Genomic DNA, 14,755 nt, shown 5'->3' on the forward strand with positions numbered 1-14,755 from the left:
CACCCTCGGATTGACGAGCGTGCCCGCCAGGTCGCCGATAGACGTGCCGCGATGCCGCACGGACAGCACGAGCGCTCCGAAGTCGTGAACCGCTCCGATGAAGATGGAGCCGAACACGACCCAGAGCAGCGCCGGAACCCAGCCCCAGATGATCGCGATGGCGGGACCGACGATGGGCCCGGTTCCCGCGATGGACGTGAAGTGGTGCCCCAGGAGCACTTCGCGCTTCGTCGGAACGTAATCCGTGCCGTCTTTGAGCGTGTGGGCGGGTGTGACACGCGCTGGGTCGATACCGAAGACCTTGCGCGCCAGGAACTTGCCGTAGGTGTGGTATGCGACGATGTATGCCACGAACGCCAAGGCTGCGACCAGCAGCGAGCTCATAGCGGGTCCTCCCTCGTCACGCCTCGCCCTTGACAGGTCGTAGGCGCCGTGCGATTCTACCGGCGAGACTCCGACGGCGCAATCGCGCTGCGCCGCCGCGCCCGAGGGGGACGTATGGACGACCGCTATGCCATCCACGATCCCGATTCCCTGCCGAGTCCGTCGCTCCTGTTCTATCTGCCAATCATCCAGGCGAACCTGAGGCGAGCCCTGACGCTGGTCGAGGACCCCGCCAGGTTGCGCCCCCACGTCAAGACGCACAAAACGCCTGAGCTCGTCCGCATGGTGCAGGCAGCCGGAGTGACCAAGCACAAGTGCGCAACGCTGCGCGAAGCGGAGATGCTCGCTGAGGAAGGCGCGCCCGACATACTGATCGCCTACCAGATGGTGGGCCCGAACCAGGAGCGGCTCGCCACGCTGATGGCGCGCTTCCCGGAGACGACGTTCCGCTGCGTCGCAGACGATGTCTCCGTTGTCGAGGCGCTCAGCTCCGTCATGAGCCGCCATGAGCTCACCGTGGACGTTCTGGTCGATCTAGACGTGGGAATGCATCGGACCGGTATCGCGCCCGGAGATGAAGCCGCCGCTGTCTATCGGCGCATCGCCGACTTGCCTGGCTTGGAGCCCGGCGGTCTGCACGCATACGACGGTCACAACCGCGCGTCGGTCGTCTCCGAGCGCGATGGGGTCGGGACGGAGTGCCTGGAAACCGTTCGAGCGCTGCGGAACCGGCTGGTGGGCGAAGGGCTCCCGGTTGCTCGTATCGTCATGGGCGGGACTCCTCCGTTTCCCTTCTACGCGCGGCAGGAAGACGTCGAGGCGTCGCCGGGAACGTTCATCCTGCACGACTGCGGATACGGGGGTACGCTGCCCGACCTAGGGTTCGTGCCGGCGGCGATCCTGTTCAGCCGAGTCATTTCGCGTCCTGTGGCTGGGTTCGCCACCATCGATCTGGGTCACAAGGCCATAGCCGCCGATCCCGCCGGTGACCGCGGGATCGTGCTGAACGTGCCGGGCGTCCGCCTCGGAGGTCAGAGCGAGGAGCACTGGGTTCTCGAACTCACGGACTCGGCGACCCACGGCTTGCGGGTCGGCGATCCCGTGTTCGTTTGCCCCACACACGTCTGCCCGACCGTCGCGCTGCACCAGGAGGCAATCGTCATCGACGGCGGCAGACCCGTAGACCGCTGGCAGGTTGCCGCGCGTAACCGCACGTAGCGCGCGCGAACCGACACAGAGGAACCTCGATGCATCGTTCATGCCACCTGCTGACGCTGATCGCTGTTGCCGTTTGCCTTGCGCTCGTCGCGGGCTGCCGGAAGCCAGACCCCGAGAAGACGGCTCCTAGCCACTCTGAGGCGGAGGAGGACGCATCGCTCCTCCGGGGAACCGATGTCTCCACCGCCACGGCTGGTAGCGGGGCAGCGCCTGCCTTCACGCTGACCAACCTGGCTGGCGAGTCGGTGTCTTTGAAGTCGTTCGCCGGCAAGGGCGTGATCCTCGACTTTTGGGCGACGTGGTGCGCGCCGTGCGTGCAGGAGATACCCCACTTCGCCGACATCTACGAGGCGAACAAGGAGAAGGGCATCGTCGTCGTCGGCATTTCGCTGGACGATCAGCGCGACCAGGTGGTGCAGTTCGTCCAGCAGACGAAAGTCCCGTACCCGATACTGCACGGGAGCGCCGACGAGCTGGCGAAGGTAGCGGCTGACTACGGCGGAATCCAGTACATCCCAACGACGTTCTTCATCGATCCCAATGGTCGGATCGTGCAGAGACTGGAAGGCTACCACGACAAGGCAGACATCGAGTCGCATCTGCCGGCGATCACGCCGACTCGCTAGCCGGCGCACCGGATCTCGGTTCACCCAACACGGAGCTGCTCCATGCAGACCAAGTACGTTCTGAGTGAGAACGATATCCCGACCCACTGGTACAACATCGCGGCGGACATGCCGAACGCGACCAAACCTCCGCTCCATCCGGGAACCGGAGAGCCCATCGGGCCCGAGATGCTGGCTCCGCTCTTCCCGATGGAGTTGATCAAACAAGAGGTGTCTCGCGAGCGGTGGATCGAGATTCCCGAGCCGGTGCGCGATGTCTATCGACTGTGGCGTCCGTCGCCGCTCTTCCGCGCGACGCGGCTCGAGAAGGAACTCGATACGCCGGCGCGCATCTTCTACAAGTACGAAGGCGTCAGCCCTGCCGGAAGCCACAAGCCCAACACCGCCGTCGCGCAGGCTTACTACAATAAGCAGGAAGGCGCGAAGCGCATCGCCACCGAGACCGGCGCAGGTCAGTGGGGAAGCGCCCTGAGTCTGGCATGCAACCTGTTCGGGCTCGAATGCCAGGTCTACATGGTGAAGGTGAGCTACCACCAGAAGCCCTATCGACGCTCGATGATGGAAACCTGGGGAGCCCGTGTCATCGCCAGCCCGTCGAACGAGACGAACGCCGGTCGGAGTATCCTCGAGCAGGACCCGGAATCGCCCGGAAGCCTCGGTATCGCGATCTCGGAGGCTGTCGAGGATGCCGCCGGTCGCGACGACACGAAATACTCGCTCGGAAGCGTGTTGAACCACGTCCTGCTGCATCAGTCCGTCATCGGGCTGGAGGCGGAGAAGCAGCTCGCCCTCGCCGATGCTGAGCCGGATGTTGTGATCGGGTGCTTCGGAGGAGGCAGCAACTTCGCGGGGATCGCGTTCCCCTTCGTCCGACACAAGATCGCCGGTCGCAAGATGCGGATCATCGCCGTCGAGCCGCTTGCTTGCCCGACGCTCACGAAGGGCAAGTTCGCCTATGACTTCGGCGATGCCATCGGCATGACGCCCCTGATGCCGATGCACACGCTCGGACACACGTTCGTGCCGGCGAGAATCCATGCGGGTGGGCTGCGCTACCACGGATCCGCTCCGCAGGCGAGTCAGCTACTGCTGGACGGGCTCGTGGAAGCCCAGGCGTTTCCACAGCGCGACTGTTTCGAGGCAGGCGTGCTGTTCGCCCGCTGCGAGGGGATCATCCCCGCGCCTGAGACGAACCACGCCGTGAAGGCAGTCATCGACGAAGCCCGCAAGGCGAAGGAAGAGGGCAAGCAGAAGACGATCCTCTTCAACCTGTCGGGACATGGTCACTTCGACATGTCCGCTTACGACGCCTACTTCAGCCGGAGCTTGGAGGACTCGACGCTCTCCGAAGGCGAACTACGCAAGAGCCTCGAGTCGATCTCCGCGTTCCCAAAGGCTGGTTAGCAGTCGCCTGGCTCAGTGAACCATCGGGCGGGTCGCATGATCCGCCCGATTCGTGTGCTCGGCTGGCGGCGATTGTCGTATTCGGGAAGCCCGTGGTACGATGGCGTCTGCCGTCGCCGGGGCGCATCGGACGCGGAGGAGCGTATCCATGAAGTTCCTTCAGAAGTGGGCGGAACGGTCGCGGCGATCGCGACAGATCCTCGAAGGTGACCGTCTCCGCGAGGACGGACGCCTGCGGGAGGCTTTGGCGGTCTACCGCGCGACGTGCGGCGACGGTCCTGAGGATGCTCCGCTGCTCCGCACCATCGCGGAGATCCAGGGGCAGCTCGGCGATGCCGATGGAGCCGCCTCGACCCTCCTGACGCTGCTCGACCTCGACCTGAACCACGCCGACCTGCTCAGCGCCGCGACGTTCGACGAGATGCGCGAAACGCCAGCGTTTCTGCCCATCTATGGCATGCTGATCGCCCGGCTGCGCGAACACCTGGCGAACCATCCAGAGGATTCGGATGCGGCTTTCAGCCTCGGAGGCGCGTTGGAGATCGTCAGGGACACGAGCGGGGCTCAGGAGGTCTACGCTCGACTCGCCGCGGAGAGCCCTGCGGAGGACGTGCGCGGAAGGGCGCACTACGCGCGCGCCTGGCTGTTTCTCTCAACGGGCGCGCCAGATCAGGCGGCGTCAGCGCTGCGCGCGGCGTTTGGGTGCTACCCGCAGCTCTTGTCCGTCGTGGAGGCTGATCCTGCCTTCGCCGATGCCCTCGCGTCCGACGCGTTCAAAGGCGTCGTCGACTTCGGGATCGGTGCGCTCGCTGACCATCTGCGCGCCCAGGCTTCCGAGCATCCTGACAACTCACTGCCGCTTCGGCAGCTTGTCCATCTGTTCATGGCTCACGGCATGACAGAAGCCGCCGCCGACGCGGCTCGGTCGGCGATGGCGGCGATGCCCTCCGACATGGGCTTCGTCGAGCTCTATGCGAACGCGTTGTTCGATCTCGACCGGCTGCATGAAGCGCGCGAAGTGTACAACGATCTGCTGCGGCAGAGCCCGAACCATGCATCGGCGCTGTATCGGACCGGCGTTCTCTACGAGCGTGAGGACAACACGGACGCTGCGCGGGAGGCGTTCTGGGACGCCCTGCGCGTCCTGCGCGAGGAGTGCGAGCTCGCGTTCCTGATCGCAAGGGGCTGCGCGCGCATCGGCGACGAGGCTGGAGCCCTTGCGGCGATAGAACGGGCGGCGGACGCGTCGCGGGCTTCGGATACGATGCCGACGATCCGCCTGCTCGAAGCGGTGGAGCGGTCCCCGGACTTGGACCCGCTGCGGGAACTGCCCGACTTCCAGGGGATCGTCGCGTCGCTCGAGTCGGATGCGGTCGAGCCGTCCCTCGAATGACGGTTCCGGCGATCGGTCGGCGAATCGGTTGCCGACGCTAATCCGCCTGAGTATACTTATGGGCGCGTAGGCTCATAGCTCAATTGGTAGAGCACCGGTCTCCAAAACCGGCGGTTGGGGGTTCAAATCCCTCTGGGCCTGCCATCCTCACCGAACACGCCCGGATCACCTGCATCGGTTCAGCGCTTCAGGTTCGCCCAGACCGTCGCGGCTTTGGCTGCCGGATGAACCGCCAGCGGGTTCAGATTGTCCCGCAAGTAGTCGTACTGCACCGTCATCGTGCCGGCAGCGCCGTCGACACCACCGTACACACTGACCTGGAGCGGCGGCGTCAACGCGAAGTTCGTGGGCCCCACCTTCGTCCAGGCGTCGCCTTCCTTCATCTTCCAGTAGGCTGCGTACTCCGCGCCGTTCTTGGTCAGACGCATGTGGAGGTCAGCGACGCCTCCAGCCGAGACGAAGCCGGGAGCCTTCCCCGTCAGACCGTTCCCGTTCTCGTTCTGCTTCGTCTGGAACTGCAACTGGGCATCCCCGGCTGCGTGACCCCAGAACTTGAGGGTGACCCAGTTATTGTCTTTGACGCTGGTCGCTGTGAGCCCCGCCACGACGGAGTTGGCGGCGAACTCGACCATCATGCGCGTCTCGACGTCGAAGGGCTCGTCGGGAACTTCTTGATAGAGCCGCGACGCGTCATCCGCCGTCCACAGGTTCCGGTTCACGTCGGCGACGATGGTGAGCCAGCCAGCCTTGGTCTTGCCCAGGTCCCACTTCTTCGGTTCGTTGTGCCACTTCCACTTCGACGCGAGCGAGCCGGCGCCGAACTCGTCCGACAGCGACGCCGCCATCGCCGACGCCGTGATGGCGAGAGCGCCGATGGCGGCAACCAGAGCCAGTCTCTTCATGGGTCGATCCCTTTCTGCGATAATGTGCCACCCGTTGCGTAGGGTACCGCACGACAACCTGATGTGAAAGGGAGCCGCAGCGTGGGAGCCGATGCGTTCAGGGCTGGTGTTGTCGGGCTCGGTCGAGGGATGGCGCACGCGAACGTCCTGTCGCTGTTCGAGGGCGTGCGGGTCGTCGCCGTGTGCGATCCTGCGCCGGCGGCGCGCGAACGAGCTTCCACCCGGATGGAGCTGGAGGCTGCCTACGCCGACTACGACCGGTTCCTGGAGCACAATCTGGACATCGTCGTCGTCGCGTCGCCGCCGATGCAGCATGCGGAACAGAGCATCGCGGCGCTTCGAGCAGGCAAGCACGTCCTCTGTGAAGTGCCGATGATCTACTCGCTCGACTTCGATGAGGCTCAGCGACAGGCACAAGCCCTCGCCGACGCTGTCGTCGCCGCCGAGGGCTCGACCGGTGCGCGCTTCATGTTCGCCGAGAACACGAACTACTGGTGGTTCGTCCACGATTGGCAGCGTCGTATCGACCAGGGCGAGCTGGGGCGCATCATCTACGCCGAGGTCGAGTACGTCCACAACTGCCGGTCCATCATGGCGCACGGCGATGGGACGCTCACTTGGCGCGCGTCCATGCCGCCCATCTTCTACTGCACACACAGCCTGGGACCCATTCTGGCGCTCGCCGGATCGAGACCCGTTCGCGTCGTGGGTCATGCGACAGGAACCGAGACCGATCCGAGGTTCCCAGCGCCGGACATGGAAGTCGCCATCGTGACGCTCGAAAACGGAGCGCTGGTCAAGGTGCTCTGCGGGTTCAAGGTGGCGCGGGAACCGTCGCACCACTACTTCTCGCTCTACGGGACGCGAGGGAGCGTCGAGACGGTGCGCAACCAGCCGCGCGCCGTGGGGCACTTCACCGACGGCGATGTCCAGCGCATGTCGGACATCCCGTTCTCGTACGACCACCCGAACGCGCCGGACGGCGCCGGAGCCGGTGGACATGGGACGTGCGAATACTACATGATCGCCGATTTCCTGAACGCGCTTCGAGCGGATGAGCCGATGCCCATCGACGTCTTCGCCGGACTCGATATGACGATGCCGGGCGTCTTCGCCCACGAGTCCGCCCGTCGCTGCGGCGTGCCGATGGATGTCCCCGACTACCGCGCCGCAAGACGACGCTGAACCTGTCTGCGCGCCGATTGAGCGCCGCCAGGCGCTGTGCTAGCATGTTCGCGCGCGGTCTCCGCTCTGGGCCCGGGAAGACAGCCCTCACGCGAAGGAATCACGATGTCCAGACCACTCGTCGGATTGCAGCTCTACACGGTTCGGAACGAGGCAGCCAAAGACTTCGTCGGCGTCGTGAAGCAGGTCGCCGCGATGGGCTACGAGGGCGTCGAAACGGCGGTTCCTCCGGGGATGACCGCCGAAGGGCTCCGCAAGCTCCTCGACGACCTGGGTCTGAAGACCCCTGGCGGGCACTACAACCTGGAAGCACTCGAGAAGGACCTGAACGCCGCCATCGAGCTGTCTCAGACGCTGGGGACGAAGTTCATCACGGTTCCCTACCTCGCCGAGGAACGACGACGAGACGCCGACGGCTGGAAGCGCGTCGCCGGGATCATGTCCGGCATCGGCGAGAAGCTCGCGGCGCACGGGATCGTCTTTTGCTACCACAATCACTCGTTCGAGTTCCAGCAGTTCGATGGCAAGTACGGTCTCGACATCCTGTACGAGAACTCGGACCCACGATACCTGAAGGCGCAGCTCGACACGTACTGGGTGCGTCACGGCGGGGCCGACCCCGCCGCCTACATCCGCAAGATGAAGGGCAGAGCGCCGCTGATCCACCTCAAGGACTGGGACAAGGCGGACGGCTCGTTCGCCGAAGTGGGCGAAGGAACGCTCGACTGGAAGGGTATCTTCGCTGCCGCCGAGGATGGCGGGGCGGAGTGGTATCTCGTCGAGCAGGACACCTGCAAGCGTCCTCCCATCGAGAGCGCGCGGCTGAGCTGCGACAACCTGCGCAAAATGGGCAAGCTTTCGTGACACGGTTCCGCCGAGCTCTGTGGGCATGGGTTGCGGCAGGCTGCTGCGCCTTCGTTGTGGCGGCTGCAACGGGGTGCGCCGCGCCGCAGCCCTTGCCCAGCGCCGAGGAATGGGAGGACCCCAGCGACCCGAACGTCCGGGCTGAATCGACCGTCACCAAGTCGGGAACCATCGCCGCCGATGAAGTGTGGTCCGGGGCGATCCTCGTGCGCGGCGAGGTGTTCGTGCCGGAGGGCAGAACCGTCACCGTGGAGCCGAACGCGCGAATCCTGTTCGCCACGGACTCAGAGCCCTCGTCGAAGATCGTCGTGGAGGGGGCGTTCTATGCTCAAGGCGACTTCCAGCGCTCCGTCTTCTTCGCAGCGGACGCGAGAACGAAGGCATGGCACGGCGTGCTCTTCGAGCCGGGCAGCGCCGGACGGGTTTCATACGGGCAGTTCCAATACGAGACGCGGCTTCACATACGATCCAGCGCCGTGGGCGTGACGTTCTCGCAGTTCAGCGACAACACGGGCGCTGCGGTCACGGTCGAAGCCGCGTCACCAACGGTCGAGGACAACGTGTTCCGCACGAACGTCGTCGCCGTGCGGTGTCTGAGGCAGGCGTCGCCGGACATCCTCAACAACACGATCATCGGGAACGTCTACGGGGTCGTCGCGGAAGACGGTTCCCAGCCAAATATCGCGCGCAACGTGATCGCCAGCAACCGGCAACAGGGGATCGTGTCGCAAGGGGCGTCGTCGCCGCATGTCAACAGCAACAACATCGTGCGCAACGGAGGCTACGCGGTACAGGACGGCGGGCGACTTTCCGACAACTTCATCCAGGGCAACAACGGAACCGTGCCGATCGCGGTCGATACGAGCCTGAGCGTCAACAGCGCCCAGTTGTTCGGCGTTGAGGAGGTCGTTTCCGCCCGATCTTCGCCGGTCCCGGAGGCGGGAGACCGTCGCACACGGTAGACGCGCTTCATGCAGAGAGTCCGACGCCGACCCGCATGAGAACCGTCATTCTCCTCGCCATCTCCAACGTCTTCATGACCGCTGCGTGGTATGGTCACCTCCGATTCAAGCAGAGCGCGCTCTGGAAGGTCATCGTCGTCAGTTGGCTGATCGCGTTCGTCGAGTACTGCTTTCAGGTTCCGGCGAACCGCTACGGTCATGGTCAGTTCACCGCCGCTCAGCTCAAGACGATGCAGGAAGCGATCACGCTCGTCGTGTTCGCCGCGTTCTCGGCGATCTACCTCGGCGAGGCGCTTCGTTGGAACCACGCCGTAGCGTTCGCCATGATCGTCGGGGCGGTCTTCTTCATGTTCCACCGGTGGTAGCCGCGTCGGCGCATGCCGCCTGGAAGCGGTGAGCCATTCGGAGAGAGAGGAGCATCGCGTGTCCAGTCCAGAAGTATCCACGCTCTGCGCCGCATTCGCCCGGTCCTCTCAACGCCACGCGGGCAGGGAGTTCCTGCGATACCACGACGGAAACGCGTGGCAGTCGGTCACATATGACGATTTCGCCGTCCGCGTCCAGAAGCTGAGCTCCGCGTTCGTGGCGCTTGGGCTCCCGCCGGGAGACCGCCTGGCGATCCTCAGCGAGAACCGCTTGGAGTGGGCGTTGACGGACTACGCCGCGATGTCGGCGGGAATCGTCACGGTGCCTCTCTACCCGACGCTCCCCGCCGTGCAGATCGCCTACATCCTGCGCGACAGCGGCGCGTGCGGCATCGTCGTCTCGACGGCGGCTCAGGCGGACAAGATCGACGAAATCCGCTCCGACTGTCCCGACCTCAAGCTGGTCGTCTCGATGGACACGTTCGAGGGCGAGCGAGCGACTCAGGTGCGCTCTCTCGCTGACCTGGAGGCGGGAGCGGCGAATGACGCCGCGTCGCTGGGAGAGGTGACCGCGCGCTCTGAGAGCGCCACGCCGTCCGACGTGCTGACGCTCATCTACACGTCCGGCACGACGGGCAATCCGAAGGGCGTCATTCTGACGCACGACAACTTCCTGTCGAACGTCGCGTCGGGACTGGAGGCGCTGGAGATCACGCCGGACGACGTGTTCCTGTCGTTCCTGCCGTTGTGCCACGTCTTCGAGCGGATGGCGGGTCACTTCCTGCCCATGTACTCCGGCGCGGCGATCGCGTATTCGCGAGGTCTTCGTTACCTCGTCAACGAGCTCAAGGAAGTGTCGCCGACGGTTATGGCGTGCGTGCCACGGTTCTACGAGAGCCTTCAGGAGCGCATCCTGAAGAGCATCGAGTCGGCGCCTGCCGCGCGTCAGCGGATCTTCCACTGGGCGATGGCTCAGGGACGCCGCAAGAGTCGCGCCGTCCAGGACAAGAGCTGGCTGGGACCGATCGCTTCCGCCAAGCACGCCATCGCCCAGAAGCTCGTGTTCCACAAGCTGCAAGACACCGTGGGAGGACGCCTGCGCTATTTCGTGAGCGGCGGAGCTCCGCTCGCCAGATCGACGGCGGAGTTCTTCCACGCCGCCGGCATTCTCATCCTCGAAGGCTACGGGCTGACCGAGACCTCGCCGGTCATCAGCGTGAACCGGGAGCGGAACTTCCGCTTCGGGACCGTCGGTCCCGCCATCAACGGCGTGGAGGTCCGCATCGCGGACGACGGCGAGATTCTGTCTCGAGGTCGCCACATCATGCAGGGCTATTTCAAGCTGCCGGAGGAGACCGTCGCCGTTCTCGATCCCGACGGCTGGTTCCACACCGGAGACCTGGGCGAGCTCGATCCCGATGGATTCCTCCGCATCACCGGTCGGAAGAAGAACCTGATCAAGCTCTCCAACGGCAAGTACGTCGCGCCGGAGCCCATCGAGAACGCCCTCAAAGCGAGTACCTACATCGCCGAGGCGGTCGTCTTCGGCGACGCGCAGAAGGTCGCCGGAGCGCTCATCGTGCCTTCGTTTCCAGCTCTGGAGGAGCACGCGCAGCAACAGGAACTGCCGTCCGACCGAGCCGCTTTGGTGGCTCATCCCTCGGTTCGCAAGCTGTATCGGCAAGAAGTGGATCGCCTCACGCCCGACCTCGCGGACTTCGAGAAGGTGCGCATCCTGCTGATCGCCGATCGGGAGTTCACGATCGAATCCGGGGAACTGACGCCGACGCTCAAGGTGAAACGGCGCGAAGTCCTCGCAGCGTACGCCGACCAGATCGCCGATCTTTACGCTGGCGTTGACTGAGGAAAGATGATGCGAATCGGCGTTCCCAAAGAGGTCAAGTCCGACGAGTACCGAGTGTCCGTGCTGCCGGTGGGCGTCGAGCTCCTGACTCACGATGGGCATGCGGTCGTCGTTGAAACAGGCGCCGGGCTGGGGAGCGGTATCGCCGACGAGGAGTACCGCTCGGCAGGCGCGATGATCGTACGACACGCCGAGGACGCGTTCGACGCGGACATGGTCATCAAGGTCAAGGAACCGCAGCCGGAGGAATACGACCTCGTGCGCCACGGGCAGGTCGTGTTCACGTACTTCCACTTCGCTGCGAACGAGCCCCTGACGAAGGCGATGCTGGAACGCGGCGTCGTCTGCGTCGCCTACGAGACGATCCAGACGGACGACGGTGATCTGCCCTTGCTCACGCCGATGAGCGAGGTCGCCGGCAAGATGGCGATCCAGCAGGGGGCGAAGTACCTCGAGCGTCCGATGATGGGTCGCGGCATCCTGCTGGGAGGCGTGCCGGGCGTCGCACCAGCGGACGTGGTGATCATCGGCGGGGGAGTGGTCGGCACGAACGCGGCGAAGGTCGCCGCCGGGCTCGGCGCGAACGTCACGGTTCTGGACATCGACCTCGACCGCCTGCGATATCTCGACGACATCCTTCCCGCCAACGTGACGACGCTCTACTCGGATCCGCACAGCGTCCGGCGGATGGTTCCGCGAGCCGATCTGCTGATCGGAGCCGTGCTCATCCCGGGTGCGCGCGCGCCCAACATCGTCACCGCCGCGATGGTCGCGGAGATGAAGCCCGGCGCGGTGATCGTCGATGTCGCCGTCGACCAGGGCGGCTGCATCGAGACGACGCGCCCGACGACCCACCACGACCCCACGTATGTCACCAGCGGCGTCGTGCACTACGCCGTGACGAACATGCCCGGAGCGGTCGGTCGCACGTCATCCTACGCGCTCGCCAACGTCACGCTTCCGTACGCTCGACGGCTCGCCGCGTCGGGATGGCGGAAGGCGATGCGGGCAGACGCCGCTCTGGCGCGCGGTCTGAACGTCGTCGAAGGACGGATCGCCCACGCTGGGGTGGCGAGCGCGTTCGGCTTGGCGCCGGCTCCCCTCGAAGGCGCCCTGGGCGGCGCATAGAACGTGGAACGAAGAAGGGCGGGGTCCGAAGACCCCGCCCTGCTATTTCCCGTCGACCAACCGATCCTCTACTTGAGGATCAGCATCCGCCGAACCGTACGATACGTCCCGGCTCGGAACTCGTAGATGTAGACGCCGCTGGCGACACGCTCGCCGAGCTCGTTCCTGCCATCCCAGTAAGCGGCTTCGCCACGTGACGTGTAGTAGCCGGCGTCCCGGTAGCCCAGGTCGAGCGTGCGGACGTTGCTGCCCGCCACGTCGAAGATGGAGATGCGCACGTCGGAGCCGTCCGTCAGCTCGAACGGGATCCACGTTTCCGGGTTGAAGGGGTTCGGGAAGTTGACCAGCGCGCGCGTCATGCTGGGTGCGGACCAGTGGAAGCGCACCCGCAACTCGTGCGAGCCAGCCGGCAACTGCGTCTCGCCCTTCGTCAGCAGGTTGTAGCCGACGTCACCGACGTCCAGAACGAGCCTGTAGCCCGGCGCCAGCGTCAGTCCATCCCAGCGGATCGTCGCAGGGGCTGGCAGAACCGCCTTCAGCGTCCACTGCCCCTGACGGTCGACGATGGGTTCGTAGTCGCGCGACAGGCGCGGGCCCGACCCGTCCGGCGTCGTGGCGAAGAACTCGGCGACATCGCGGACCGGCGGCGCTGGCGGCATCGGCGCGTCGGTCATGTCATATCCCGACTTCGATGTCGCATTGGCGCCGACCGTGACCCGATACTCCTTGCCCGACGCGTCGACCAGCGTCAGCGACGTCGACCACGTCGGCTTGACCATCGTCTGCGGCGCGGTCGGAATCGTGCCTGGATCGTCGAGGACGTTACCCGCGATCGTTCCTCGATGGCGTGGCTGAACCACGAGCACGGTGCGTGGAGTCGCATCGTGGTTGTACATCCAGTAGGACTTGAACGGCTCCAGCGTCGCCGTCAGCGGAACCGGGATGTAGCCGTCCGTCGTCCACTCGTAGATCTCGTCAACGCCGACGCCGAACACGCTCACCGGAGCGCCGCCGTACGGGACGCCGATGAGGTTCCAACCCGGGTACATCGTGACCTCGGTGGCTCGCGCCGACGGAGCGTCCACGTTCACCATGACGAGGATTTCGCGTGCGCCCAGCGCGGCGTCACGGTGGATGAAGTAGCCTTCGGTGATCGGTGACACCAGTTCAGCGCCTCGCATCGGAACGTACATCTGAGACGCGTCGTCCCACCCGTAGACCGTGCTGACGTCATACGTTCCAAGCGCCTCCGGTGAACCCACGGAAGCCTCACCCGGTATGGAGAACATGCTCCAGCCGATCGCGCCAGAGGACAGCGTGGCGATCAGCTCCTTCGGACGCGCCTGTTCCACCACCAGCAGGGAGATGTACGTCCCCGGCGCAAGCGTCATCGACGCGTGCGTCCGCAGGTCCATCGCCTTGCCGGCTTGCTCGATGAACGCGTTGTCATAGTAGGGCAGGATCGCGTCCAGACCCGACCACGCCAGCAAGCCGCTCTCGCTGGCAGGAACCGTGACCTCCAGGTTCCACGCCATCCGTCCCGTCTCGGGGACTGCGCGGATGTCGCGGCGCAGCGCAGTCTCGCCGAGTCGCAACGTCATGTAGGGCGCTGCGGGACTCGGAGGCGGCTGCGGCGAATCCTCGCCGGTCACGAAGGCGTCCGACGTGTTCAGGGCGGAACCGAAATCGACCGATGCGCTGCCGCTGCCCGTGGTCAACGTCAGCTTGGCGAGCCAAGCCTCTTCGACCAACGCGCCGATGTAGAGGGCAGAATCGGTCGGAACCGGGACGCCGACCCCGCCCGCGCCGTACGGGACGACCGACAGGCGGTACCGTCCATAGATGCCTGCGACGTCCTCGCCGGAGACGGCGAACGTCACCGACGAGCCGCCCGGCTCGTGCGCGACCGGCAGCGTGAACGCGCTCGTCCCCGACGAGAGCTCGACCTGCGTCACGCTTTCCGCCTGGAACACGTCTGCCAGTTCCACGGCGACCGTTACGGGCCCTCCGTCTAAGTCGATCTGACGGAACTGATGCGGATAGACGCTGATAACCGAAATGGGCAACGGAGCCTGCGTGATCGCGCCGACGCTCACATCGACCAAGACCGGCGTGGTTCCGCCCGCCGTGTTCGCCAGCATGATGCCCAGGTTCTCGTCGCCGGACATGCTCCCCAGCACGTCGACCGGCGGGAAGAGCACCTGAACCGTTCGCGCGGCTCCCGGATCGACCGTGAAGGACGTCGGGAACATCGTGAAGACGGACGTGGACGCGCCCACATCGACCGCGTCGGCTCCGAGGTTCGTCACGGTGATCGGCACACGGATGGGATCGGACGCCGAACCGATCGGGATCGTCGCGAAGTCGATGGCGATGCCCTGCACGCCTCCCGCCGGCACGCCGAACGACGCATGAGGCAGGATGTCATACAGCTTCGCATCGTAGGCGATCTGGTTCACG

At 65.3% G+C, this 14,755-nt stretch carries 13 protein-coding genes and 1 tRNA gene; 11 read left to right on the plus strand and 3 right to left on the minus strand.

All coding sequences use genetic code 11. The features are described 5' to 3' along the window. On the minus strand, positions 1–384 hold a 384-nt coding region (locus FJZ36_13830; protein MBM3215985.1), incomplete at its 3' end, for a carbon starvation protein A. Between the two features lie 114 nt (positions 385–498). Between FJZ36_13830 and FJZ36_13835 the strand changes: the two genes are divergently transcribed. The 5 genes from FJZ36_13835 (at position 499) to FJZ36_13855 (ending at position 5,169) form a co-directional block, all read left to right on the plus strand. Continuing rightward, positions 499–1,602: a D-TA family PLP-dependent enzyme gene (locus FJZ36_13835; GenBank protein MBM3215986.1), complete on the plus strand. Its 1,104-nt coding sequence runs from the start codon at positions 499–501 to the stop codon at positions 1,600–1,602. Positions 1,603–1,631: 29 nt separating this feature from the next. Beyond that, a complete protein-coding gene (locus tag FJZ36_13840) occupies positions 1,632–2,228 on the plus strand; it encodes a TlpA family protein disulfide reductase (GenBank protein ID MBM3215987.1) in 597 nt (198 codons plus the stop codon). Between the two features lie 42 nt (positions 2,229–2,270). After that, positions 2,271–3,632: a TrpB-like pyridoxal phosphate-dependent enzyme gene (locus FJZ36_13845; protein ID MBM3215988.1), complete on the plus strand. Its 1,362-nt coding sequence runs from the start codon at positions 2,271–2,273 to the stop codon at positions 3,630–3,632. A 100-nt stretch (positions 3,633–3,732) separates the two neighbouring features. Next, positions 3,733–5,025: a tetratricopeptide repeat protein gene (locus tag FJZ36_13850; protein ID MBM3215989.1), complete on the plus strand. Its 1,293-nt coding sequence runs from the start codon at positions 3,733–3,735 to the stop codon at positions 5,023–5,025. Positions 5,026–5,093: 68 nt separating this feature from the next. Beyond that, positions 5,094–5,169: transfer RNA gene (locus FJZ36_13855), tRNA-Trp, on the plus strand. 35 nt (positions 5,170–5,204) lie between these two features. On the opposite strand, the gene FJZ36_13860 is transcribed toward FJZ36_13855, so the two are convergent. After that, positions 5,205–5,927 carry a hypothetical protein gene (locus tag FJZ36_13860; GenBank protein ID MBM3215990.1) on the minus strand — a complete coding sequence of 241 codons (723 nt, stop codon included), beginning with the start codon at positions 5,925–5,927 and terminating at the stop codon, positions 5,205–5,207. Between the two features lie 81 nt (positions 5,928–6,008). Here FJZ36_13860 and FJZ36_13865 point away from each other — a divergent pair, with 81 nt between their 5' ends. The 6 genes from FJZ36_13865 (at position 6,009) to ald (ending at position 12,295) form a co-directional block, all read left to right on the plus strand. Beyond that, entirely contained in the window at positions 6,009–7,112 is a 1,104-nt protein-coding gene (locus FJZ36_13865) for a Gfo/Idh/MocA family oxidoreductase (protein ID MBM3215991.1), read from the plus strand. Positions 7,113–7,217: 105 nt separating this feature from the next. Then, on the plus strand, positions 7,218–7,976 hold the full coding sequence (locus FJZ36_13870; protein MBM3215992.1) for a sugar phosphate isomerase/epimerase: 759 nt from the start codon (positions 7,218–7,220) through the stop codon (positions 7,974–7,976). After that, the gene (locus FJZ36_13875; protein MBM3215993.1) at positions 7,880–8,938 is read left to right on the plus strand and encodes a right-handed parallel beta-helix repeat-containing protein; all 1,059 of its coding nucleotides are present in this window, start codon (positions 7,880–7,882) and stop codon (positions 8,936–8,938) included. The genes FJZ36_13870 and FJZ36_13875 overlap by 97 nt, the downstream gene beginning before the upstream one ends. Before the next feature lie 35 nt (positions 8,939–8,973). Beyond that, positions 8,974–9,303: a DMT family protein gene (locus FJZ36_13880; GenBank protein ID MBM3215994.1), complete on the plus strand. Its 330-nt coding sequence runs from the start codon at positions 8,974–8,976 to the stop codon at positions 9,301–9,303. Positions 9,304–9,322: 19 nt separating this feature from the next. Beyond that, entirely contained in the window at positions 9,323–11,167 is a 1,845-nt protein-coding gene (locus FJZ36_13885; GenBank protein ID MBM3215995.1) for a long-chain fatty acid--CoA ligase, read from the plus strand. Positions 11,168–11,176: 9 nt separating this feature from the next. Further along, positions 11,177–12,295 (plus strand): alanine dehydrogenase, encoded by a 1,119-nt coding sequence (gene ald / locus FJZ36_13890; GenBank protein ID MBM3215996.1) that lies wholly within the window; start codon positions 11,177–11,179, stop codon positions 12,293–12,295. A gap of 68 nt (positions 12,296–12,363) precedes the next feature. On the opposite strand, the gene FJZ36_13895 is transcribed toward ald, so the two are convergent. After that, a partial coding sequence (locus FJZ36_13895) for a hypothetical protein (GenBank protein ID MBM3215997.1) occupies positions 12,364–14,755 on the minus strand: 2,392 nt, incomplete at its 5' end.

It is taken from the genome of Candidatus Poribacteria bacterium (genome assembly GCA_016866785.1).
Taxonomy (GTDB): domain Bacteria; phylum Poribacteria; class WGA-4E.